Raw genomic sequence first — 22,513 nt, 5'->3', positions numbered from 1 at the left:
ATCCTTGGCTTCGAGTGTGAATCCTTGGCGGTGAAATCGCTCAGATCCCGCCCCTGATACACACTCAAAGCCCTAGGTGCACACTCGATTTCGTGATCGCGGCCCGCACACGGCGAATGATGTCCGCGGGACGGTCTTCGGCGACGACCCGCACGACGATCCAGCCCATCCGCTCGAGCATCTCGTATCGCCGAATGTCCTTGACGTACTGACCTCGGTCCACCCGATGGTGGTCTCCGTCGTATTCGACGGCGACGAGATATTCCTCCCAGCCCAAGTCCAGGTAAGCGACCGGAACCCGGTCCACGTCCAGCACCGGTATCTGGGTCCGCGGCCGGGGCAGGCCAGCATCGATGAGGAGCAGCCGCAGATAGCTCTCGCGGGGCGACTGCGCGCCTGGGTCGACGAGTTCCAAGGCAGTCTCCAGGCGCCGCACCCCGCGCGCTCCTGGATGGCCCTTCGCTATGTTCAGTACGTCTTCGATTTTGTAACCCGTTGCACGCGAAAGCGAGTCAAGCCGCGCAACCGCCGAACGAATCGCGCCACGGCGGCCGATGTCGAATGCGGTACGTTCCGGTGTGGTGACGATGCGACCGTCCATCAGCTGCGTTTCACCGTCGAGGAGCACGTCACGCCGAGTCACCACACCATTCGGCGGGCGAGTGTTGCTATGCATCAGCTCAACCGGGACACTGTCGGGAACCCACTTGGCGCCGTGCAAGACGGCCGCGGCCGCTCCCGCGATGACGCCCTCCCGGTTGGACCAGAGCCAGGCCGCCGCGATGCGTTGCTCCAACGATGGCTCGACGTCTTTGCCCAGGTATACGTTGGGAAACACCGCGCGGTACCGCGCGCGCAGTTGATGCCGGCTCAATGCTCCGCACGCCAGTGCCTCACTGCCGATGAACGGAGCGCCCGCCACGGCGCAAACAATCGCACGACGACTGCGGACTGCGCATTCGTCCATCCACAGGCCGCAAAACTAAGCGAAAACATAGGTACACACTTCACAGTTGAACCATGGCCGGGCAGTCCGCGCGGTGGATCACCACGGCTCGGGTTCTGCGCCGAGCCGGGTTCGGTGCAACCGGAACGGAGGTCGACGCGGTGGTCGGTCAGGATTGGCCGACCTACGTCGACGGTGTGCTCGCAGCCAACCCCGACGCCGACCCGGGCGCGGCCGCGACCCCTATGCCCACGCTGATCCCACCGCAGCCTCCGGGCAAGGGCGCAACGCCCGCGGCTCGGACACAGTACACGCGCCAGCTATCCGAGCAAACAGACGAGCTGACCCGCTGGTGGTTACGCCGCATGGTCGCCGCCCAGACGCCGATCCACGAAAAGCTCACGCTGGTGTGGCACAACCACTTTGCCACTTCGGCCCACAAGGTCAAGGTCGCGGCGTATATGGCTGCGCAGAATCAGAAGCTACGCACGCTGGCCCTGGGCGACTTCCGCAGCCTCGCATACACCATGCTCACCGACGCCGCAATGCTGCGCTGGCTGGACGGCCAGCTCAACACCGCCAAAGCCCCGAACGAGAACCTGGCGCGCGAATTCATGGAGCTGTTCACACTAGGGCACGCTAACGGCTACACCGAGGACGACGTTCGCGCCGGCGCTCGCGCCCTGACCGGATGGGTCATCGGCGCCGACGGTCAGACCTCGATGGTTCCCCGGCGCCATGACTTCGGTCCCAAGACGCTGTTCGGGGTAACCCGCGACTTCGACGCCGACGGGTTCTGCGACGCCGTCCTTGGTCAGCCCAGCTCACCGGCCCACGTCGCCGGGCGCTTGTGGCAGCAGCTGGCCTCCGACGACCCACCGTCCCCCCAGGTTCTGGACCGTCTGGTCGCAGCCTATGGCCCCAAACGCGACCTCAAGGCCGTCACCCGAGCCGTCCTCACCGATGACGAATTCACCGGCGCCCGGGCAGCCGTCGTCACCGCCCCGGTCGAGTGGCTGGTCGGCGTGGTCCGCGCATTGCGAGTCCCCATCGACGCACCTGCGCAGCTGAAGCTCGTCGACGCGACGCTTAGAGCGCTGGGTCAGCGGCCCTTCTTCCCCGCCGACGTCAACGGCTGGCCACGCGGCCAGGTGTGGCTATCCACCGCATCGGCCAGGGCGCGGCTGCGCGTCGGGATTGCGCTAGCGCGCGTCGCCGACCTGTCGATGATCGAAAGCGCTGCGCCGCGCGAACGTATCGACGCGGTCGGCTATCTGATCGGTGTGGGAGCGTGGACCGACCGGACGGTAGCCGCACTGGCACCCCTGGCAAGTAGACCCGCCCAGTTGGTAGCCGCCGCCGTCAATACTCCCGAATACCTTACGTCGTAGCGAGATTGGAATGCCTGGACTGAACCGCCGCAGATTCCTGATCACCGGCGCCGGCGTGGGCGCCGTCGGATTACTGTCCGGCGCGGTGGCAGTCAGTTGGCACGACCTGCTTCTCGCGGCACGGGACCGGCCGCTGGCCGATAACGCCGGAATCCTGGTGATCGTCACACTTTACGGTGGGAACGACGGGATCAACACGGTAATTCCATACGCGAACAACGCCTATCACGACGCTCGACCAGAACTCGCCTACGCACCGGAGGAGGTCTTACACCTGGACGAGCAGCTAGGGCTCAACCCGGCAATGCGGGGCCTGGCTCAGGTATGGAACCAGCGACAGCTTGCGATCGTGCGCGGCGTGGGCTATCCCAAACCAGACCACAGCCACTTCCGGTCCATGGACATCTGGCAGACGGCCTCACCGGCCACACCCGTCCCGACGGGCTGGATCGGTCGCTGGCTGGACGCGACCGGCGACGACCCGCTGCGCGCGGTCAGTGTCGGCGCGGTGCTGCCTCTGCTCGCTGTTGGCGAGACACGCACGGCGGCAGCACTTTCGACGACAACAGTGCCAGCGGGACGGTGGCAGAAGGCCGATATATTCGGCGAAACGATGCAGGTGCTTGGCGCCGACGACCCCGACGACACACCCACCATGTCGGCCGTGCGCAAGTCCTATCGCGCCGCACGCACCACCGACGCGGCGTTCGGGTTAATCAGGGCGACGGGCGCGGCGGACAACGCGCTCGCCGCCCGGCTGAACATGGTGGCCAGCGCAATACTGGCACGCGTCCCGACTCGTGTGTACATGGTGCATCTTGGCGGCTTCGACACGCACGCCGACGAACGGGACACCCAACAGCGACTGTTGCAGACGTTCGACGAAGCCGTCACCGGATTCCTGCAGCAGATGGCCGGGGACCGCTGGGGTCGCAACGTCGTGTTGATGGCATATTCAGAGTTCGGGCGCAGGGTGGCCGCCAACGCTTCGCAAGGCACCGATCACGGAACCGCCGGACCGGTATTTGTCGCGGGTGTACCCGTCAAGGGCGGCTGCTACGGTGAGGAGCCCAGCCTCACCGACCTCGACCACGGAGACCTCAAGCCCACCACCGACTTTCGAGACATCTATTACGAGCTGCTGATGCACACCCTCGGGACCGACCCCACACCGTCCGTCGGAACGGACCGCGCCAGCCTGGGTTTCCTATAGCACGCTACATTCGTCGGTCGCGACCCGCCGCGCCCGGCTTAGCCGCGCTTGCGATCGCTCCGAGGCAATCGCGGGCAATCGCTAGCTCTTCGTCGGTCGGGACTACTAACACCTCAATGCGTGAATTGTCTGACGAAATCCGTCGCGCGTCCCCCGACGAGCCAGCATTAAGGTCCTCGTCGAGTTCAATGCCGAGCTCAGTCATCCCCGCCATGGAGTCCCGGCGCACCGCCGCGTCGTGCTCTCCGATTCCGGCGGTGAAGCTCACCACATCGGTGTGCCCCAGCACGGCCAGGTAGGCGCCGATATACTTGCGCAGCCGGTGGATGAACACGTCGTAAGCCAATTGCGCGGAGCTATCGCCTGATTCGATCATTGACCGCAGTCGCCGAAAGTCGCGCTCACCCGACAACCCCAACACCCCGGACTTATGGTTGAGCATCGACTCGATGCCGTCCACGCCCATCTTCGCCGTGCGCCACAGGTAGCTGAAAACGCCCGGATCCACGTCACCGCTACGGGTGCCCATCACCAGACCCTCCAGCGGTGTGAGGCCCATCGACGTTTCCACCGGCCGGCCGCCGGCGATCGCCGAAGCCGACGCACCGTTACCTAGATGCAGCACAATCTGATTCAACTCACTAAGAGGCCTGTCCACGAACAAGGCGGCTTGCTCACTGATATACCGATGCGATGTGCCATGAAACCCGTAACGCCGGATCTGCCATTGCTCGGCGAGCCCACGGTCAATCGCATACGTCGCCGCCGCGGGCGGCAGGTCATGGAAAAAGGACGTGTCAAACACTGCGACATGCGGAACTTCGGGCAACAACGTGCGCGCCACCGAGATGCCTAACAGCGCGGGCGGGTTGTGCAAGGGGGCCAGTGGGGAAAGCTCGCCGAGCTTGTCGATCACCTGGTCGTCCAGCACCGTCGGTTGGTGAAACTCGTTGCCGCCGTGGACTACCCGATGTCCGACCGCGACCAACCCACAGGTCTGCAGGTCGATGCCGTCGGCGGCCAACATGTCGAACGCGCGACGCAATGCCGCGTCGTGGTCGGTGACGGACGACGATGGCTCTCCGATTTGCTCGACACTGCCGCGTGCCAGGGACTCGCCGGAGCCGGGCTCGACCAGCTGGAACTTCAGCGACGACGAGCCGGAATTGATCACCAGCACGGTGCTAACCATGGACATCCCGCGCCTGAATCGCAGTGATGGCAACGGTGTTGACGATGTCTTCGACCAGCGCTCCCCGAGATAGGTCATTGACCGGCTTGCGTAGACCTTGCAGCACCGGGCCGATCGCGATCGCCCCGGCGGAACGCTGCACCGCCTTGTAGGTGTTGTTGCCGGTGTTGAGGTCGGGGAAAATCAGCACCGTCGCGCGCCCCGCCACCGGCGAATCACGCAACTTGGTGGCGGCGACGGAGGGCTCTACCGCGGCGTCGTACTGAATGGGCCCCTCGACCAACAGTTCCGGATCCCTGCCGCGTACCAACTCCGTTGCCGCCCTGACCTTGTCGACGTCAGCTCCCTTGCCGGAATCGCCGGTCGAGTAGGACAACATGGCCACCCGCGGTTCGATGCCGAACCGTGCGGCGGTGCGGGCGGAGCAGATGGCGATGTCGGCCAGCTGCTCGGGCGTCGGGTTGGGGACGATCGCGCAGTCTCCGTAGGCGAGCACCCGGTCCGGCAGACACATCAGGAAAATGCTGGACACCGTGGAGACGTCCGGAACGGTTCTGATGATCTCCAGCGCCGGACGCACCGTGTGCGCCGTGGTGTGCGCAGCGCCGGAGACCATACCGTCGACCATGCCGTTGTAAACCAGCATGGTGCCGAAATAGGTGGCGTCGTTCATTATTTCGCGAGCCTGCTCGACGGTGATTCCCTTTGTCTTGCGCAACTCCGCGTACTGGGAGGCGAACTCGTGATGCAGATCGCTGGTGCGCGGATCGATCACTTTCGCCTCGTCCAAGTTGACGCCGAGTTCTGCTGCCCGCAACCGGACTTGGGCTGCCTCACCAAGGATGGTTAGGTCGGCGACGCTACGCTGCAGGAGGCGCCCGGCGGATTTGAGGATGCGGTCGTCGTCCCCCTCGGGAAGAACGATGTGCTTGCGGTCCGAACGCGCTTGTTCCTGGAGCCGACGCGTGAACATCTGCGGGGTGGTGATGGCCGGGATCGGAATGGCCAGCTGCGCCAACAAGTCTGCGACGTCGACGTGGCGATCCATTAGTTCCAACGCGGTGTCGATCTTGCGCTGGGACGCCGCCGTGACCCGGCCGCGCGCCGCGGCGGCCGCGCTGGCGGTGTCGTAGGTTCCCAGCGTGGTGCCGATGATCGGCAACCTCAGCCGCAGCCCCGACACCAGAGCCGCGATCGACGGGTGCAGCTCAAACCCGCCGTTGAGGACGATGCACGACAGCGACGGAAACCCCTCGGCCGCATGGGCGCTGGCGACCGCAAGCACCACGTCCGAACGATCGCCGGGGGTGATGACCGCCATGCCGTCGCGCAACCGCTCCAGCACGTGGTCGGCGGTCATCCCGGCGACCATCACGCCCATCACCTCGCGCTGGGCCAGCTGTGCGTCACCGCGGATCGGCGTCCCGTTCACGGCCGCGGTTAGTTCGGTCACCGTGGGCGCGGCTAGCAGCGGCTCCTCGGGCAGCACATAGCTGCGCGGGACAGGTGGCGGAAGCGCCGCCAACCCGTCGCGCATGGCGTCCAGCTCGCCGGGAGCGCATCGGTTGGCCACCACCGCTGCGGTGTGTGCGCGCTGGGCGGACAGCTCGGCCAAACAGACCGCGACCACGCTGGCGACCTCAGCGGGAGTGCGGCCCTTCGCTCGCACCGTCAACAACACTGGCGCACCGAGGTTGACCGCGATTCGCGCGTTGACCGAGAGCTCTGTGGGGCTGGTGACGTCCGTGTAGTCGCTGCCGACGATCACCACCGCATCGCACTTATCGGCCATCGCGTGATATGAGTCAACGACGCTGGTTATCGCGGCGTCGCTGTCATCGTGCAGCTGCTGATAGGTCACGCCGACGCACTGCTCATAGGACAGACCTGCGGTGGTGTGCTCCAGCAGCAGTTCGAGGATGTAGTCGCGGTCCTCGCCGAACCGCGTAATCGGCCGGAACACACCCACTTTGGCCACCATCGCGGTCAAGCGATGCAAAAGCCCCAGCGCGATCGTCGACTTGCCGGTCTCCGATTCGGGCGCGGCTATGTAGATCGCCGAGGTGTCAGCCAAGTCGCCGCAACCTGGGCGCCAGGTCCGTTTGGAAGAGCCGCAAGAACCGGCGCTGGTCATGCCCGGGCGCGTGGAACACCAAGTGGTTAAGACCCCACGTCACATACTGGCCGACCTTTGCCACCGCCTCGTCGGGGTCCGATGCCACGATCCAGCGCTTGGCGATCTGCTCAATGGGCAGGGCGTCGGCGGCCTTCTCCATCTCGATCGGGTCGTCGATGCTGTGCTTCTGTTCGGCGGTCAGCGACAGCGGCGCCCAGAACCGGGTGTTGTTCAGGGCAAGCTCGGGGTCGGTGTCGTAGGAGATCTTGATTTCGATCATCTTGTCGATGTCGTCGACGTTACGATTGGCCGCCGCGGCGCCGTCACGGACCGCGGGCATCAGCTTTTCGGCATACAGCTCCTCGCCCTTGCCGGACGTGCAGATGAAGCCGTCGCCGGCACGGCCGGCGTACTTGGCCACCGCGGGACCGCCGGCGGCGATATAGACGGGCACTCCGCCCTCCGGGACGTCGTAGATGGAGGCGCCCTTGAGCCGGTAGTACTCGCCGCCGAAGTCCACGCGGTCGCCCCGCCACAGTTCCCGCATTAACCGCACCGATTCGCGCAGCCGGGCGAACCGCTCCTTGAACTCCGGCCATGCACCCTCGTATCCGGTGGCGATCTCGTTCAGTGCCTCACCGGTCCCCACTCCGAGGAATACGCGATTCGGATACAGGCAGCCCATCGTGGCGAAAGCCTGTGCGATGACGGCGGGGTTGTAGCGGAAGGTGGGGGTAAGCACCGAGGTTCCCAGCAGCAACCGCTGGGTACGCTCGCCGACCGCGGTCATCCAGGACAACGAAAACGGGGCGTGCCCGCCCTTGTGCCGCCACGGCTGGAAATGGTCGCTGACGGTGGCGCTGTCCATGCCATGTTCCTCGGCGGCGACAGCCAGTTCGACGAGCTCGCGCGGTGCGAATTGTTCAGCAGATGCTTTGTACCCGAGTTTCAGTTCAGCCACCAGTTCTTTCTACTCCTATCCCATGGTCGCGACCCGCTACGCCCGGCTCCTAGACTCGCGGTCGCGACCCGCTACGCCCGGCTACGCCGCACTTGCGATCGCTCCCCCACCATCGTCGCGACCCGCTACGCCCGGCTACGCCGCGCTTGCGATCGCTCCCCCACCATCGTCGCGACCCGCTGCGCCCGGCTACGCCGCGCTTGCGATCGCTCCCCCACCATCGTCGCGACCCGCTGCGCCCGGCTACGCCGCGCTTGCGATCGCTCCCCCACCATCGTCGCGACCCGCCACGCCCGGCTACGCCGCGCTTGCGATCGCTCCTAGACTCGCGGGCATGGCACAGCTCCTTCAGGTCACCGACAAGGTTCACCTCGCCCAGGGCCATGCCGTCAACTGGGTGCTGGTCAGCGACGAAAGCGGTGTCATGCTGATCGACGCCGGCTATCCCGGCGACCGCGCAGAGGTGCTGGCGTCGCTGCGACACCTGGGCCATCAGCCCGCAGATGTGCGCGCCATCCTGCTCACGCATGCGCACATCGATCATCTAGGCTCAGCAATCTGGTTTGCCAGCGAGCACGGCACGCCCGTGTACTGCCACGCCGAGGAGGTCGGTCACGCCAAGCGGGAATACCTCGAGCAGGTGTCGATTCTCGATGTCGCACTGCGCATTTGGCGGCCCCGCTGGGCGGTTTGGGGTGTTCACGTGGTCCGCAGTGGCGGCCTGATCCGCGACGGCATCCCGACCACCCAGCCGCTGACCAACGAGACGGCCGCCGGGTTGCCCGGCCACCCGAGGGCAGTGTTCACCCCGGGGCATACCAGCGGTCATTGCTCGTATCTCGTCGACGGTGTGCTGGCCAGCGGGGATGCGCTGATCACCGGTCATCCGCTGCTGCGGCACCGCGGGCCGCAGCTGCTGCCCGAAGTGTTCAGCCGCAGCCAGCAAGACTGTATCCGCAGTTTGTCCGCGCTAGCCCTGCTGGAATCCGAGATCCTGGCACCCGGCCACGGCGACCTATGGCGCGGCCCGATTCGGGAGGCAACCGAACAAGCGACCGCCCTCGCGCAAGGCCGCGGGTGACGAAAACCTGCGTCTTGCGCCACATCCGCGCGTCAGGCTGCACCGATGTGGTCGTGCTGCACGAGTGCATCCCGCCCGGGGTTTCCGTGACGGACAACGAGACGGGCACCCGGATGGCGCTGGACAAGCTCGCTGCCCTCGTCGAATCGCGGTGAATTTCGTACCAAACCGCGGTCAGTACCGACATGACCCGCAAGATTGTCGCCAGCATGCAGATCTCCCTGGACGGCATGGCCGAAAGGGCCAACGGTGCGACCGATTGGATCGGCAGCAATCCCGACACCTTTGATTGGGAGCTGTTCGACCGGGTCGACGCCTGCGTGCTCGGCCGTGCGATGTATCCGGACTACGAACAGTATTGGCGCGCAATCATCGCCGATCCGGCCACGCCGCTGGCGGCTACCGGCGCCATTCCCACCACCGATGAGATCCGGTACGCCAAATTTGCAGACCGCACAACGCATTACGTGCTGACTCACAGCCCCGACGAACTCGACTGGCCGGTGGCGCAGGCCATCGGTGACCTCGGCGCGGTGCAACGATTGCGCGAATCGCCCGGCCGCGACATTTATGTGGTGGGCGGGCCTACTACGGTCGGAAATTTTGTTGAGCGCGGGCTGCTCGACGAGTTGAGGCTTACCGTGCACCCGGTGGTGCTCGGTGGCGGCACGCCACTATTCGGGCGGGTTTCCAGCGAGCACCGGTTCGCCCTGGTTGGCTCGGAGCAGTTGGACGACGGGCTGGTGCGGCTGGCCTACCAGAACCTCCGCTAGCCCGCCAGCCCCAGGTGCTCGCGCAGTGTCTCGCCGGTGTACTCGGTGCGAAACGCGCCGCGCTCCTGCAGTAGCGGCACCACCCGGTCGACGAATTCGTCGAGGCCGTGCGGCGTGAGGTGCGGCACCAAGATGAACCCGTCGCAGGCGTCGGCCTGGATGTAGCGGTCGATCTCGTCGGCGATATACGTTGGCGTGCCGACGAATTGCTGCCGGCTGGTGACGGCGATGACCAGTTCGCGGATCGACAGGTTCTCGGCTAGAGCACGTTCGCGATACTTGCGGGCCATCGCGATCGGGTCGCCGTGACGGACGCGTCCCTGGGTGATATTGCTGTCGACGATCGGGTCGAAGTCGGGTAGCGGACCGTCGGGGTCATAGCCCGACAAGTCCCGGCCCCACACCTGCTCGAGCATCGCGATCGCGGTTGCACCGCTCACCTGTTGATAACGGATGTGACGCGCCTTGTCCTGCGCCTCGTCGTCGGTGTCGCCCAGGACGAACGTCGCCGCCGGAAACACCTTGAGCTGGTTTGGGTCTCGACCGTGGGCCTTAGCACGTCTCTTGACATCGGCATAGTAACGCTGACCGTCCTCGAGCGACCCGTGCAACGTGAACAAGGCATCAGCGTGCCTGGCGCCGAACGTCCGACCCTCATCGGAGTCCCCGGCCTGCAACAGCACCGGCTGACCCTGCGGCCCCGCAGGCAACGTCGCGAAGCCCCGCACATCGAAGTGAGAACCCGTGAATTCGACGCTGCGGATTCGCTCCGGATCGATATATACCCCGGCCGCTACGTCCGCCACTACGGCGTCCGGCGCCCAGCTGGCCCAGAACTCGCGAGCCACGGTGAGGAACTCCTCGGCCCGCACGTAGCGATCGGCGTGGGCCAAAAACCCACCGCGCCGGAAGTTGGCACCGGTGAATGCGTCGGACGAAGTGACGATGTTCCAGCCGGCGCGGCCGCCGGACAGCTGGTCTAGTGTAGCGAATTGCCTTGCCACTTCGAATGGTTCGTTGAAGGTGGTGTTGATGGTCCCGGTCAGCCCGATTCGGTCGGTGACGCCGGCCAGCGCCGCCAGCACGGTGAATGTATCGGGCCGGCCCACCACGTCGAGATCGTAGATCCGGCCGCGGTGCTCGCGCAGCCGCAGCCCTTCGGCCAAAAAGAAGAAGTCGAACAATCCGCGTTCGGCGGTGCGCGCCAGGTGCACGAACGAGTCGAATGCGATCTGACTGCCCGCACCCGGGTCGGTCCACACCGTGGTGTTGTTGACGCCCGGAAAGTGGGCCGCCAGGTGAATTGGCTTGCGGCTCATGAGCTTATCCCCCAGCGTTTGGCGATCAGCTCGTGTGACCGCAGCCGGTCCTGCTGCCGGTGTGTCACCGAGGTGATCACGAGTTCATCGGCTCCAGCCGCTCGCTGCAGCGCCTGCAACCGTTCGGCGACTTCGTCCGGATTGCCAACGAATTGCGTTTCGGTCCGGTCTTTTACGACGGCCTGCTGCTGATCGGTCAGTGGCACGTTGTCGTCGGGGTCGGGGTAGGGTATGGCGCCGTCGCCGGCCCGGATCGAGTACACCCAATGGCCGTACGTGGACGCCAGGTGACGGGCGGTGTCGGTGTCGTCAGCCACCACGATGTCGGCCGACACCACGACGTATGGCCGCTGTAGCGCCGCCGAAGGGACGAAGGCGTCGCGGTAGGCGTCGATGGCTTCCAGCGCGGTGGCCGGAGTGATGTGATAGCTGGCGACGAACGGCAACCCCAGCGCTCCGGCTAGCTGGGCGCTGGGTCCCTTGCTACTTCCGAAGATCCACGGTCTTAGGCCCGCGCCTTCGCCGGGCACCGCGTGCACGTCGAAGCCGTCGACCTGATAGGTGCCGGACAGCATGGCGACGATGTCGCCGACCTGTTCGGCAAACTCGGGCGCCACCGCCTCCGGCTGCTGCAGGATCGCCATGGTGGCCTGTACCCGGCCGCTGCCGAGCAGGCTGCGTAGGTCGAAGGGCGGCGGGATCACCACGCCGTCGACCTCGCGCCATTCTCGCGGCGGCCTCGGTTCCCGGGGCTTTCGCCGCTTCGACGAGCCCGCCCTCTTCGTCGTGAGACGCCGCTGCCCGGACCGGCCGAGGCCGAGATCGATGCGGCCGGGATAGAACGCGTCGAGCATGCCGAAACTCTCCACCACCGCGGCGGCGGTGGTGTGACTCAGCTGCACGGCGGCGGATCCAACGCGAATTGTGTTGGTGGCGGCGGCGATTTGACCGATCAGCACGGCCGGTGCCGCACTGGCGACGGCGACGAAATGATGTTCGGCGATCCAGAACCGGCGATAGCCCCACCGCTCGGCGTGCTGGGCCAGTTCGATGGTGTTGCGCAGGGCTGTCGCGGCGTCGCTCCCGGCGCTGATTGGAGCCAGGTCCAGGATCGACAGCGGAATCACCGCGCCACCGCCGTGTACCGGTTGACTGCCGCCGGAAGACCCAGCCGCTCGCGCAGCGTCTCGCCCTCCCGGTAGCCGGTGCGAAAACACCCGGCCCCCTGCAACAACGGCACCACCTCGTCGACAATGACCGCAAGATCGGTGGCGTTCACGGCGGGCCGCAGCCGCGCGCCGTCGATGCCGATCCGCTGCCACTGCAGCAGCATGTCCACCAACTCCGTCGCACTGCCCGACCACACCAGCGCGTCGGACCGGAAGTCACCCTCGCCATGAAACGAAACAACAACGTCCGCAAACACTTTCAACTGACTATCGGCCACCTCGTCGAGAATGTCGCGCACCGACGCGGCATCGGTGGGCGTAATGAACATCATGTCGGCGCTGGCCGCCGCAAACTCATACGCGGGGCCGGCGTGCGCCAACGCGGCGAGCACCGGCTGCCCCTGCGGTGGACGCGGCGTGATCGACGGTCCCTTGACCGAGAAAAGCTTTCCCGTGAAATCGATGTAATGCAGTTTGTCCCTGTCGATGTAGCGCCCGGTGGCCACGTCGCGGATCACCGCGTCGTCCTCCCAGCTGTCCCATAGCCTGCGCACCACCTCGACGTAATCGGCTGCTTCGCTGAACAACTCGTCAGCGTTCACCGATCGGCGGCCAAACAGCGCCGCCTCGTGCGTCGTCACGCTAACCCGCGGCTGCCAGCCCGCCCGGCCATGAGACACATAGTCAAGGGTGGCAATTGATTTCGAAACATTAAATGGCTCAGTGTGGGTGACCGTCGCTACCGGAATCAGCCCGATATGCCGGGTCACCGGGGCGATGCGGGCCGCGACCAACACGGCGTCGCCGCGACCGGCCAGACGCTCGGGGTGGATGCGCTCGCCCCGTCCGATTTGCGGCATCAATGTGTCGTCAATGGTGAGAAAGTCGAGCAGGCCGCGCTCGGCGGCGGCAGCCAAGCCGGCCCAGTACTTGCCGCTGAGCACCGACGGGGTGTCCGGGTTGGACGCCAGTGTGGCCCGCCACGCCTGCGGATGCCAGCCGTACCCGTCGAGCGCGACGGCCAGATGCAGCTGACCGGTCATAGCAGGCTCTTTTGATAGGCGATCAAATGGACCGGGCCCTCTGCGGGCGGCGGCTGGTGCAGCCTCCTGTAGCCGACCGCGCGGTACAGTTCCTCGGCTTCTGGCTGACGATCGCCCGTGACCAGGTAAACCTTCTGGTAGCCGCGGGCCGCGATCTCGGCCTCCAGCTCGGCCAACAGCGCCTTGGCGTAGCCACGACGGCGATGCGCGCGGTCCGTCCATATCCTCTTGAGTTCGGCGGTATCGGCGTCGTACCGACAGAACGCACCTCCGGTGACCGGCCGCCCGTCGAGCAGCCCGATCAGCATCCCGCCGTCCGGGGGTGCGAACTCGGAGGGTGGGCTGGTCTTGAGCCACGCGAGCACCGTTTCCGAGGTGGGACCGTATCGCCGCGCATACTCCACGGCCAGCTCGGCCAGCAGCGGTTGCGCCAGTGGGTCGGCGAGTGCCGCCGGGACAAAGCGGAGGGGCATCACCTACATGTCTAACGTCTGCGCCTCGGGTGCATTCCAGCCGTTGCCAACCCGACGGCGGCTCGCCAACCGAGCAGCAGCACCGCGGTAACCGACGCCGCAACCACGATGAAACTCGCGGCCACGCCCGCCGAAGTCGCCTTACGCAGCAGCATGCCGACCGCGACCGTGCACACCCAGACGACCAGTCCGGTGGGGACCACGGCCGTGGGACGCTGCCAGCCGCGAGACGCCAGCCACCCGACGACGGTCCCGCTGAGAAACGGCCAGGCCGTGGTCGCGACGCCGGTGATCGTGATTCCTTCGTCGTGGCTGCGGCGCCCCACCGCGCAGAACACCAGCACCGCGACGACGTCCGTGGCTAGCCAGGCCGACCCATGCCGCGGTTGCATGCAGCGAGATTACCGGGCCCGGGCAGGATTGGGGCATGAGCATCGACACACTCCCCGCCTTCGACCCTTACGACCCACTTGGGCTCGACGCGTCGCTGTCCGACGACGAACTCGCGGTTCGCGACACCGTCAGAAAATTCTGCGCCGAGCACGTCACCCCGCACGTCGCCGGCTGGTTCGAGAACGGTGACCTGCCCGTCGCGCGCGAACTGGCCAAACAGTTCGGGGAACTCGGCTTGCTGGGCATGCATTTGCACGGCTACGGATGTGGCGGCGCGTCCGCCGTCCACTACGGCCTGGCCTGTCTGGAACTCGAAGCCGCCGACTCCGGCATCCGTTCACTGGTGTCCGTGCAGGGCTCGCTATCGATGTTCGCGATCTGGAATAACGGCTCCGAGGAGCAGAAGCAGCAATGGCTGCCCGGCATGGCCACCGGCGAGCTGGTCGGCTGCTTCGGGTTGACCGAACCCGACGTCGGCTCCGACCCGGCCGCGATGAAAACCCGTGCGCGACGGGATGGTTCGGATTGGGTGCTCAACGGCCGCAAGATGTGGATCACCAACGGCTCGGTCGCCGATGTCGCGATCGTTTGGGCCGCCACCGACGACGGGAGCGGGGTCATTCGGGGGTTTATCGTCCCGACCGACACTCCAGGCTTTTCCGCCAACACCATCCACCACAAGCTGTCCCTGCGAGCGTCGATCACCAGCGAGCTGGTCCTCGACGATGTACGACTGCCCGCCGACGCGATGCTGCCCCAGGCCGTCGGTCTCAAGGGGCCACTGGCGTGTCTGTCTGAGGCGCGTTACGGAATCGTGTGGGGAGCGATGGGCGCAGCTCGGTCTGCCTGGCAGTCCGCGCTCGACTACGCGACACAGCGCACCCAATTCGGCCGTCCGATAGCCGGCTTTCAACTGACGCAGGCCAAACTCGTCGACATGGCGGTCGAACTACACAAGGGCCAGCTGCTGTCACTGCACCTGGGCCGTCTCAAGGACAGCGTGGGCCTGCGGCCCGAACAGGTGAGCTTTGGCAAGCTCAACAACACCCGCGAGGCGATCAAGATCTGCCGCACCGCGCGAACCATTTTGGGCGGCAACGGAATATCGCTCGAGTACCCGGTGATCCGGCATATGGTCAACCTCGAGTCGGTGTTGACCTACGAGGGCACTCCCGAGATGCATCAACTGGTTCTGGGCCAAGCCTTCACGGGCTTGGCTGCCTTCCGGTAGGAGACATGCATGCAAATCTTGCGACGTGTCGGTTGTGTGCTGGTCTCTGTCACGATGGTGTCCGGCTGCGGATCGCCGCCGACCGCACCACCGATCTCATCAGCGAATGGCTCCGAGGCCAAGGCTGAAGCGGTGATGCGCGTCGTCCGTGACTTCATGGCGCAGGCGCATCTGAAAGCGGTGATCGTCCGGGTTACCGCGGCCGGCAAAGAGATCGTCACGCGGGCCGTCGGCGACTCCATGACCGGCGTGCCCGCCACCACTGACATGCACTTTCGCAACGGCGCGGTCGCGATCTCCTACGTGTCGACCTTGTTGCTGAAGCTGGTCGACGAGAAGAAGGTCAGCCTCGACGACAAGTTGTCCAAGTGGCTGCCCGACTTTCCGCACGCCGATCGCGTCACGCTGGGTCAGCTGGCTCAGATGACATCGGGCTATCCCGATTACGTCCTGGGCAATGATGCGTTCGACAACTTGTTTTATGCCAACCCGTTCCGGCAGTGGACAACTCAGGACATACTTGACCACATCGCGTCGCGACCACTGCTGTATGAACCAGGGACAAACTGGAACTACGCGCACACCAACTACATCCTGCTTGGTCTGGCGCTGGAGAAGGCCACCGGCCAGGACATGGCTTCGCTGCTGCAGAAGAAGGTCCTTGCGCCGTTGGGCCTGACAGCCACCGCCAACTCCGATACGCCCGTCATCCCCCAACCCGCCCTGCACGCATTCAGCTCCGAGCGTCGCGCGTTTCTGAAAATCCCTGCTGACACACCGTTTTACGAAGAGTCGACGTATTGGAATCCGTCCTGGACCATCACGCACGGTGCCATCCAGACGACGACCATCTATGACATGGAGACCACCGCAGTCGGTATCGGCTCAGGCAAACTCCTCTCCGCGGCGTCTTACAAGAAGATGGTGTCGACCGATCTGCGCGGCAAGACGCATACTCAACCCGGCTGTCCGACCTGCTTCGAGCAAGTCGATGGCTATACCTACGGTCTCGGCATCGTCATATCGGGCGATTGGCTGATGCAGAATCCCATGTTTGCCGGTTACGCCGCCGTTGAAGCCTATCTGCCGTCGCAGAAGGTTGCGATCGCCGTCGCGGTTACCTACGCCCCCGAGGCGTTCGACAACCAGGGCAACTACAGCAACGAGGCCGACATATTATTTCGCAAGATCGGTGCCGAGGTGGCGCCGAACGACGCCCCACCCATGCCACTGGGGAGATAGCCATGGGAGTTATTGCACATCGGATAGTCGTCACTATCGCTGCGCTATTGTGCCTTTCGGTGGTGACGCCCCGTGCGGACGCCGACCCCAGCGTGACGCTGCCACCGATGACGTCCACCGGCAGCGGACCGGTCATCGGTGGTGGTGGAGCAGCCCAGGGGATCGCGCAGCAGCTGTTTAGCTTCGGCAATCCCAACGTCCAAGAGGTTGACGGCTCGGACGCGGCCCAATTCATCACGGCCGCAGCCGCGCTAACGAATCGCGACCTCGCCTCGGTGTTCCAGCCGTTGCAACGGGCATTGGGTTGCCAACAAAACAACGCCGGATTCGGGGCGCGCGCCTACCGACGGGCCGACGGACAATGGGGCGGCGGCATGCTGGTCATCGCCAAGAGCACCGTCCCCAACGTCGAGGCGCTCACTGCGTGCGTCAAGTCAGCTTGGCGTCGGGCAACGGCGGGTGGACCGAATGCGATGTGCAACAGCGGCTGGAATTACCCGCCCTTCAGCGACACCCGCCGCGGCGTCGAAGGTTACTTTGTCTTGCTGGCTGGTACGGCCTCGGACTTCTGCAGTGCGCCCAACGCGAACTACCGGAACACCGCCAGCGGGTGGCCCAGCTAAAAGAGCGGTAGGTCAGTCGGTGGTATGGACGATCAGCACGTCGGTCTTGGCCTTGCGGGAGACTTCGGATGGGACTGATCCCAGCAGCCGCCCGGCGACGCTGCTGAGTCCGACGTTGCCGACGACCAGCAGGTCGGCCTCGACTTCCTCGGCCAAGTGCACCAGCGCGTTGATGGGGGCACCGACGATCGACTTCTCCACCACGTGCTTGGCCCCGGCTTGGTGCGCCCGCTCCCTGGCGTTCTGCAGGATCGCGTAGAAGGGGGCCTCGCCCACCGTCCGGTAGTCCGCGCCGTGGTCGCTCCCCGGCGGTATGGCGTAGCGACCCTTTTCCTCAGGGACGGCGAGATGCGCCGTCGCAACGATCAATGTCGCGCCGTAATCCGCAGCGATCGCGGCTGCGCGCGCCACCGCACGCAGCGACGAGTCCGAGCCATCGGTGCCGACCACCACGGTCTGATAAGCGCTCACTCGCCCCAGTGTAAGGCCCGACGGCGGCTAAACCTCCCAGATGGAGACGAATCGGCCATAGCCCGAGCCCGCACGGCCCGCACAGTCTTGCGCCCCAGTCGCTCCATGTTCTCGATAAGCGTTGCTACCTGCGCGTTTTGCTTCTGCAAACTTGCGCAAGTCGGGGCTGGAAGGAGGTCAAGCACCCAGCGCGGGAGTTCCCGAACCTGAAGATCACAGACTTGATCTCCTGGACCTGCGACGTACATATCCCCGACGTCTCGCATATGGTCGCGAAGTCCGGAGACGGGCTCCGGGCGATTAGCGTGGTGCAGTCCACAATATGAAGAACAATGCGGTGCTTAGACAGCCCTGCTAACCCACCACCGGACGGTTCATCATCGGCTACGACGCTAACGGCATGGTCTTGGCTTGTGGTGGACCCGGACGGCCGGGTATTTGGGTCGATCCCGGGACGCTGGTCGGAGTTCGACAAATCTACTCGAAGTGCGTGGCGGAGCTGCGTAGCGTTGTTCCGGACGGTAATGGGGCATTTATCGCACCGTCGCCTGACGGTGTCGCCCTGCTATGTAGCTACCCGACCGACACCTGGAAAGTCCGTCCGAACGGTTAACGGGCACAGCGCGTTTGGGTTCAGCCGGCGAACTCGGGGCGCGGCATCACGGTGGGACGTACGCCTGCCCTCGTCGTCGCGGTGGTCATAGCGCCCTCGCCGCGCGGGGCCATACCGGCGATCGGTAGACCGCCCAACATGTTTCCGGTACCGCTTGAGAGTGCGACGCTGCCGGTGTTCGGCAACGGGACGGCGACCGTCCTGGCTGCCGATCCGGTCGTGGCCCAACTTTGCGGTACTGACAACGTCCCCAGGGTCGTAGCCTTACCCACCTCAGCCGACACCACAGATATCGGGCCGCCTAGCCCTGCAGCCGAGCCGAGTGTCTTGACTTCGCCGGCAACGGGCGCCGCCAAAGCGGTAGACGAGCTCAGCGTCTTGGCCACCGAGCTCACCGACGACATCGCCGACATCGACGAACTCATCGTCGAGGCCGCCGAGCTGGCAGGTGACAGCAGTTGCAATGCTTGCGGCACAGCCGATGTCAGCTGTGCCGCCGGGTCGGCTACTTCGGCGGGCGAAGCGAATGCCGGCAGGGCCGTTGCCGCCGCCGAGGCGGCGGCGTAGCCGTACATGGCTGCGGCATCTTGGGCCCACATTTCGCTGTAGTGGGCCTCCACGGTGGCGATCGCGGGAGTGTTGACACCCAGTACGTTGGTCGCGGTCAGCAACATCAACAAGGCGCGGTTAGCGGCGATCATGGGCGGGGGCACCGTCGCCGCGAACGCCGTTTCGAATGCGCCTGCAGCCGAGCGTATTTGGACCGCAGTGTGCTGAGCCTGTGCCGCAGTCGCATTCATCCACGCCAGGTAACGTGCCGCCGCCGTCGCCATCGCGATCGAGGCCTGGCCCTGCCAAGCCCGGCCGGTCAGCGCCGAGATGATCGTGTTGCTGCGGCTCGCCGCCGAGTAGAGTTCGTCGGCTATTGCGTCCCAGGACGCCGCAGCGACCAGTAGCGACCCGATACCGGGTCCGGAATACATTTTCGCGGAGTTGACCTCGGGCGGTAGTGCGCCAAAGTCCATTTCTTTTGACCTCCAATGGATTAGCTCATCGGTGGCATCGCCATCGACTACGGGGCAAGCGGACACCGACCGCGGCAGCAGAGCCGACGGCCTGGCGCTGACCAATCAGCGACGAGCTAGGCAGAAGCGCGACAGGCGGTCTCGGCCGCCAATGCCGCCTACTGGGAAACCACACCGAACAGGTGGACTCCGTCCGCCTGGTGCCCCCGGTAGTGCGAGCGAAGCGGTGACGATGCCGACCATCGCCACCACCCCGAGCGCCACCAGCGAGGTCGAGGCAGGCGCCAGCGCCGGCGTCGCGAACTTGGCCTGGCATGGCGATGCCGAGCCGTCCATCAGATGCGCTTGGTCGCCGGCGATCGCAACGCCTGACAAAGCCTGATCGAAGCGCGGGATGCCACAATGCACGCCAGCCGCACCGAAGACCAGCCACGCCGCGACGATCGCGGCGACCACGGTTCGCAACCGAGGCGCCCTGCACAGCCCGGCTAGCACCCTGCCAGGGTATACCCCCTACCCGTATGCTGTAAATGGGACGCTTGTGGTGTCCGAGCTGGGTGGAGTCGTACGGTGTAGATGCGCTGCAGCGACCAGACTGAAGGAGGACCATGACGCCCCCACCCAGCGAAGGCAGGCGCCACCAAGTCGTCATCATCGGAAGCGGATTCGGCGGCCTGAATGCAGCCAGGGCGCTCAAGCGAGCCGAGGTGGACGTCACCCTGATCTCGAAGACGACCACCCACCTCTTCCAGCCGTTGCTGTATCAGGTCGCCACCGGGATCTTGTCCGAGGGCGATATCGCACCAACCACCAGGCTGATCCTGCGCAAGCAGAAAAATGTCCGGGTGCTGCTGGGAGAGGTCAACGCGATAGACCTGCAGACGAAGACGGTCACTTCCAAATTGATGGACATGGAGACGGTGACTCCGTACGACAGTCTCATCGTGGCCGCCGGTGCGCAGCAGTCGTACTTCGGCAACGACGAGTTCGCCATCTTCGCCCCGGGCATGAAGACCATCGACGACGCACTGGAACTGCGCGGCCGCATCTTGGGCGCATTCGAAGCCGCCGAAGTCGCCACCGACCATGCCGAGCGGGAACGTCGGCTTACCTTCGTCGTGGTCGGAGCCGGACCGACCGGTGTCGAAGTGGCGGGCGAGATCGTCCAACTCGCGGAGCGCACGCTGGCTGGCGCATTTCGGACCATCACGCCCAGCGAGTGCCGGGTGATCCTGCTGGACGCGGCACCTCAGGTGTTGCCGCCGATGGGCCCGAAATTGGGTCTCAAGGCACAGAAGCGACTGGAAAAGATGGACGTCGAGGTCCAGCTCAACGCGATGGTGACGGCCGTCGACTACAAGGGCATCACAATCAAGGAGAAGGACGGCGCCCAACGCCGGATCGACTGCGCGTGCAAGGTATGGGCGGCCGGCGTTGCGGCCAACCCGCTGGGCAAGATGATCGCAGAACAATCCGACGGCACCGAAACCGACCGTGCCGGAAGGGTAATCGTAGAACCCGACCTCACCGTCAAGGGTCACCCGGACGTCTTTGTCGTTGGCGATCTGATGTCGGTGCCCGGTGTGCCAGGGATGGCGCAGGGCGCGATCCAGGGGGCGCACTACGCCACCACGGTGATCAAACATGCCCTGAAGGGACACGACGACCCGGCCAATCGCAAGCCCTTCAAGTACTTCAACAAAGGCAGCATGGCCCTCATCTCCCGGTACAGCGCCGTCGCGCAGGTCGGCAAGCTCGAGTTCGGGGGTTTCATTGCGTGGTTGGCATGGTTGGTACTGCATCTCTATTACCTGGTCGGCCACCGGAACCGCATCGCCGCCATGTTCTCCTGGGGGATCTCCTTCCTGGGCCGCACTCGCGGCCAGATGGCCATCACCAGCCAGATGGTCTATGCCAGATTGGCGATGCGCTTTGTGCAGGCGCGGGCGGAAGAGGGAGCGTTGGCCGCTGCCGAACGCGCCGAAGCGGCCGAACGGAAAGCCGCCGGCTAGCGCAGAGCTTGGTCGATATCCGCGATCAGGTCGTCGGTACCTTCGAGCCCGACGGAAATGCGAACCACGCCGTCACCGAGCCCGATCGCGGCGCGACCCTCCGGACCCATCGCCCGGTGCGTCGTCGTCGCCGGATGCGTGACAAGCGATTTGGCGTCGCCAAGGTTGTTGGAGATGTCGATCAGCCGCAACTTGTCCAGCACCTCGAAGGCCCGTTGCTTGGCGGTGCTTTCCGCAGCGTCGAGCTCAAAGGTGACGACCGTTCCGCCGCCGGACATCTGACGCTTGGCCAGGTCGTACTGGGGGTGCGACGGCAGATACGGGTAGCGCACCCACCGCACCGCGGGATGTCCCTCGAGAAACTCCGCGATCCGATGCGCCGAGGAATTGCTGTACTCGACCCGAACCGCAAGCGTCTCAAGGCCTTTCAACAGGACCCAGGCATTGAAGGCGCTCATTGCCGGGCCGGTGTGGCGCATCAGCTTCTGCACCGGACCGTCGATGTACTCCTTATCTCCCAGAATGGCGCCGCCGAGAACCCGGCCCTGACCGTCGATGTGCTTGGTACCCGAGTACACCACCACGTCCACCCCGAGCGGAAAGCCCTGCTGCAACAAAGGCGTCGCAAAAACGTTGTCCAGCACCACTTTTGCGCCAGCGGCATGAGCCAGTTCGGTCACGGCTGCGATATCCACCAGCGACTGCATCGGGTTCGACGGTGTCTCGAAGAACACTGCTCGGGTGGGCTTGGAAGGGTCGGCCAGCGCCCGTTCCCATTGCGAAAGGTCGTCGCCGTCGACGAAGACGGTTTCTACCCCCCAACGCGGCAGGATCTCGTTACACACCACGAAGCACGACCCGAACAGGCTGCGCGCCGCGACCAACCGGTCGCCGGCGGCCAGCAAGGCGCCCAGTGACGTGAACACCGCGGCCATGCCGCTGGCGGTGGCAAAGGCTGCCGGGGCGCCTTCGATCAGGCGCAGCCGTTCCTCGAACATGGTGATCGTCGGGTTGCCGTAGCGCGAGTACACATAGTGGTCCAGCTCGCCGCTGAACGACTGTTCGGCAACCTCGGCCGACGGGTAGACGTATCCGGACGTCAAATACATCGCCTCGGCGGTCTCTTCGAAGCCGGAACGCAGTAGCCCGCCGCGCACACCGATCGTGGCCTGGCCGACGCCGTCGGGTAGCTCCTTGGGCGTGCGGACCGACGGCTGGTCATTCAT

22 protein-coding genes are annotated in these 22,513 nt (G+C 65.3%); 9 read left to right on the top strand and 13 right to left on the bottom strand.

The features are described 5' to 3' along the window. Nucleotides 1-64: 64 nt before the first annotated feature. The gene (locus AADZ78_RS03180; RefSeq protein ID WP_085251359.1) at nt 65-967 is read right to left on the bottom strand and encodes an endonuclease domain-containing protein; all 903 of its coding nucleotides are present in this window, start codon (nt 965-967) and stop codon (nt 65-67) included. Nucleotides 968-1,020: 53 nt separating this feature from the next. On the opposite strand from AADZ78_RS03180, the gene AADZ78_RS03175 reads away from it, so the two are divergent. Both AADZ78_RS03175 and AADZ78_RS03170 read left to right on the top strand, forming a co-directional pair. After that, nucleotides 1,021-2,337 carry a DUF1800 domain-containing protein gene (locus AADZ78_RS03175; protein WP_085251360.1) on the top strand — a complete coding sequence of 439 codons (1,317 nt, stop codon included), beginning with the start codon at nt 1,021-1,023 and terminating at the stop codon, nt 2,335-2,337. 10 nt (nt 2,338-2,347) lie between these two features. Next, nucleotides 2,348-3,550: a DUF1501 domain-containing protein gene (locus AADZ78_RS03170; protein ID WP_085251361.1), complete on the top strand. Its 1,203-nt coding sequence runs from the start codon at nt 2,348-2,350 to the stop codon at nt 3,548-3,550. A 4-nt stretch (nt 3,551-3,554) separates the two neighbouring features. On the opposite strand, the gene AADZ78_RS03165 is transcribed toward AADZ78_RS03170, so the two are convergent. The 3 genes from AADZ78_RS03165 to fgd are packed head-to-tail and all read right to left on the bottom strand — an operon-like array spanning nt 3,555 to nt 7,819. Then, nucleotides 3,555-4,742, bottom strand: a complete 1,188-nt coding sequence (locus AADZ78_RS03165; RefSeq protein ID WP_085251408.1) for an acetate kinase — start codon at nt 4,740-4,742, stop codon at nt 3,555-3,557. Beyond that, complete coding sequence (gene pta, locus AADZ78_RS03160; protein ID WP_139828814.1) at nt 4,735-6,816, bottom strand: phosphate acetyltransferase; 2,082 nt, start codon at nt 6,814-6,816, stop codon at nt 4,735-4,737. The genes AADZ78_RS03165 and pta overlap by 8 nt, the downstream gene beginning before the upstream one ends. After that, nucleotides 6,809-7,819 carry a glucose-6-phosphate dehydrogenase (coenzyme-F420) gene (gene fgd / locus AADZ78_RS03155; RefSeq protein WP_085251363.1) on the bottom strand — a complete coding sequence of 337 codons (1,011 nt, stop codon included), beginning with the start codon at nt 7,817-7,819 and terminating at the stop codon, nt 6,809-6,811. The genes pta and fgd overlap by 8 nt, the downstream gene beginning before the upstream one ends. Before the next feature lie 334 nt (nt 7,820-8,153). Between fgd and AADZ78_RS03150 the strand changes: the two genes are divergently transcribed. From AADZ78_RS03150 to AADZ78_RS03140, 3 genes are read left to right on the top strand one after another with little or no spacing between them, the layout of a single operon-like run. Beyond that, the gene (locus AADZ78_RS03150; protein WP_085251365.1) at nt 8,154-8,900 is read left to right on the top strand and encodes an MBL fold metallo-hydrolase; all 747 of its coding nucleotides are present in this window, start codon (nt 8,154-8,156) and stop codon (nt 8,898-8,900) included. Next, the gene (locus tag AADZ78_RS03145; protein ID WP_204903473.1) at nt 8,897-9,055 is read left to right on the top strand and encodes a hypothetical protein; all 159 of its coding nucleotides are present in this window, start codon (nt 8,897-8,899) and stop codon (nt 9,053-9,055) included. Before AADZ78_RS03150 ends, AADZ78_RS03145 begins: the two co-directional genes overlap by 4 nt. Nucleotides 9,056-9,085: 30 nt before the next feature. Continuing rightward, on the top strand, nt 9,086-9,673 hold the full coding sequence (locus tag AADZ78_RS03140) for a dihydrofolate reductase family protein (RefSeq protein WP_085251366.1): 588 nt from the start codon (nt 9,086-9,088) through the stop codon (nt 9,671-9,673). On the opposite strand, the gene AADZ78_RS03135 is transcribed toward AADZ78_RS03140, so the two are convergent. From AADZ78_RS03135 to AADZ78_RS03115, 5 genes are read right to left on the bottom strand one after another with little or no spacing between them, the layout of a single operon-like run. After that, nucleotides 9,670-10,992 carry an NtaA/DmoA family FMN-dependent monooxygenase gene (locus AADZ78_RS03135; protein WP_085251367.1) on the bottom strand — a complete coding sequence of 441 codons (1,323 nt, stop codon included), beginning with the start codon at nt 10,990-10,992 and terminating at the stop codon, nt 9,670-9,672. The genes AADZ78_RS03140 and AADZ78_RS03135 overlap by 4 nt on opposite strands. Continuing rightward, nucleotides 10,989-12,119 carry an LLM class flavin-dependent oxidoreductase gene (locus AADZ78_RS03130; RefSeq protein WP_085251368.1) on the bottom strand — a complete coding sequence of 377 codons (1,131 nt, stop codon included), beginning with the start codon at nt 12,117-12,119 and terminating at the stop codon, nt 10,989-10,991. Before AADZ78_RS03130 ends, AADZ78_RS03135 begins: the two co-directional genes overlap by 4 nt. Beyond that, on the bottom strand, nt 12,116-13,204 hold the full coding sequence (locus AADZ78_RS03125; protein WP_085251369.1) for an LLM class flavin-dependent oxidoreductase: 1,089 nt from the start codon (nt 13,202-13,204) through the stop codon (nt 12,116-12,118). The genes AADZ78_RS03130 and AADZ78_RS03125 overlap by 4 nt, the downstream gene beginning before the upstream one ends. Then, nucleotides 13,201-13,677 carry a GNAT family N-acetyltransferase gene (locus AADZ78_RS03120; RefSeq protein WP_085251370.1) on the bottom strand — a complete coding sequence of 159 codons (477 nt, stop codon included), beginning with the start codon at nt 13,675-13,677 and terminating at the stop codon, nt 13,201-13,203. Before AADZ78_RS03120 ends, AADZ78_RS03125 begins: the two co-directional genes overlap by 4 nt. An 11-nt stretch (nt 13,678-13,688) precedes the next feature. Continuing rightward, nucleotides 13,689-14,069 (bottom strand): DUF3054 domain-containing protein, encoded by a 381-nt coding sequence (locus AADZ78_RS03115; protein ID WP_085251371.1) that lies wholly within the window; start codon nt 14,067-14,069, stop codon nt 13,689-13,691. 35 nt (nt 14,070-14,104) lie between these two features. Between AADZ78_RS03115 and AADZ78_RS03110 the strand changes: the two genes are divergently transcribed. Genes AADZ78_RS03110 through AADZ78_RS03100 form a run of 3 tightly spaced genes read left to right on the top strand, consistent with a single transcriptional unit; the run spans nt 14,105 to nt 17,166 of the window. Next, nucleotides 14,105-15,301 carry an acyl-CoA dehydrogenase gene (locus AADZ78_RS03110; RefSeq protein WP_085251372.1) on the top strand — a complete coding sequence of 399 codons (1,197 nt, stop codon included), beginning with the start codon at nt 14,105-14,107 and terminating at the stop codon, nt 15,299-15,301. Between the two features lie 9 nt (nt 15,302-15,310). Further along, nucleotides 15,311-16,543 carry a serine hydrolase domain-containing protein gene (locus tag AADZ78_RS03105; RefSeq protein WP_085251373.1) on the top strand — a complete coding sequence of 411 codons (1,233 nt, stop codon included), beginning with the start codon at nt 15,311-15,313 and terminating at the stop codon, nt 16,541-16,543. 2 nt (nt 16,544-16,545) lie between these two features. Further along, on the top strand, nt 16,546-17,166 hold the full coding sequence (locus AADZ78_RS03100; RefSeq protein WP_085251374.1) for a hypothetical protein: 621 nt from the start codon (nt 16,546-16,548) through the stop codon (nt 17,164-17,166). Nucleotides 17,167-17,178: 12 nt separating this feature from the next. Here AADZ78_RS03100 and AADZ78_RS03095 read toward each other — a convergent pair whose 3' ends face one another. From AADZ78_RS03095 to AADZ78_RS03085, 3 genes are all read right to left on the bottom strand, one after another. Then, complete coding sequence (locus tag AADZ78_RS03095) at nt 17,179-17,637, bottom strand: universal stress protein (protein WP_085251375.1); 459 nt, start codon at nt 17,635-17,637, stop codon at nt 17,179-17,181. A 633-nt stretch (nt 17,638-18,270) separates the two neighbouring features. Beyond that, on the bottom strand, nt 18,271-19,275 hold the full coding sequence (locus AADZ78_RS03090; protein ID WP_085251377.1) for a PPE family protein: 1,005 nt from the start codon (nt 19,273-19,275) through the stop codon (nt 18,271-18,273). Between the two features lie 105 nt (nt 19,276-19,380). Then, on the bottom strand, nt 19,381-19,740 hold the full coding sequence (locus AADZ78_RS03085; RefSeq protein ID WP_204804419.1) for a hypothetical protein: 360 nt from the start codon (nt 19,738-19,740) through the stop codon (nt 19,381-19,383). A 143-nt stretch (nt 19,741-19,883) separates the two neighbouring features. Here AADZ78_RS03085 and AADZ78_RS03080 point away from each other — a divergent pair, with 143 nt between their 5' ends. Continuing rightward, nucleotides 19,884-21,287, top strand: a complete 1,404-nt coding sequence (locus tag AADZ78_RS03080; RefSeq protein ID WP_085251379.1) for an NAD(P)/FAD-dependent oxidoreductase — start codon at nt 19,884-19,886, stop codon at nt 21,285-21,287. Here AADZ78_RS03080 and AADZ78_RS03075 read toward each other — a convergent pair. Beyond that, entirely contained in the window at nt 21,284-22,513 is a 1,230-nt protein-coding gene (locus AADZ78_RS03075; RefSeq protein ID WP_085251380.1) for an O-succinylhomoserine sulfhydrylase, read from the bottom strand. The two genes, AADZ78_RS03080 and AADZ78_RS03075, sit on opposite strands and share 4 nt — an antisense overlap.

It is taken from the genome of Mycobacterium riyadhense, assembly GCF_963853645.1.
Taxonomy (GTDB): domain Bacteria; phylum Actinomycetota; class Actinomycetes; order Mycobacteriales; family Mycobacteriaceae; genus Mycobacterium; species Mycobacterium riyadhense.
This window is presented reverse-complemented; position numbering and strand designations above follow the sequence as displayed.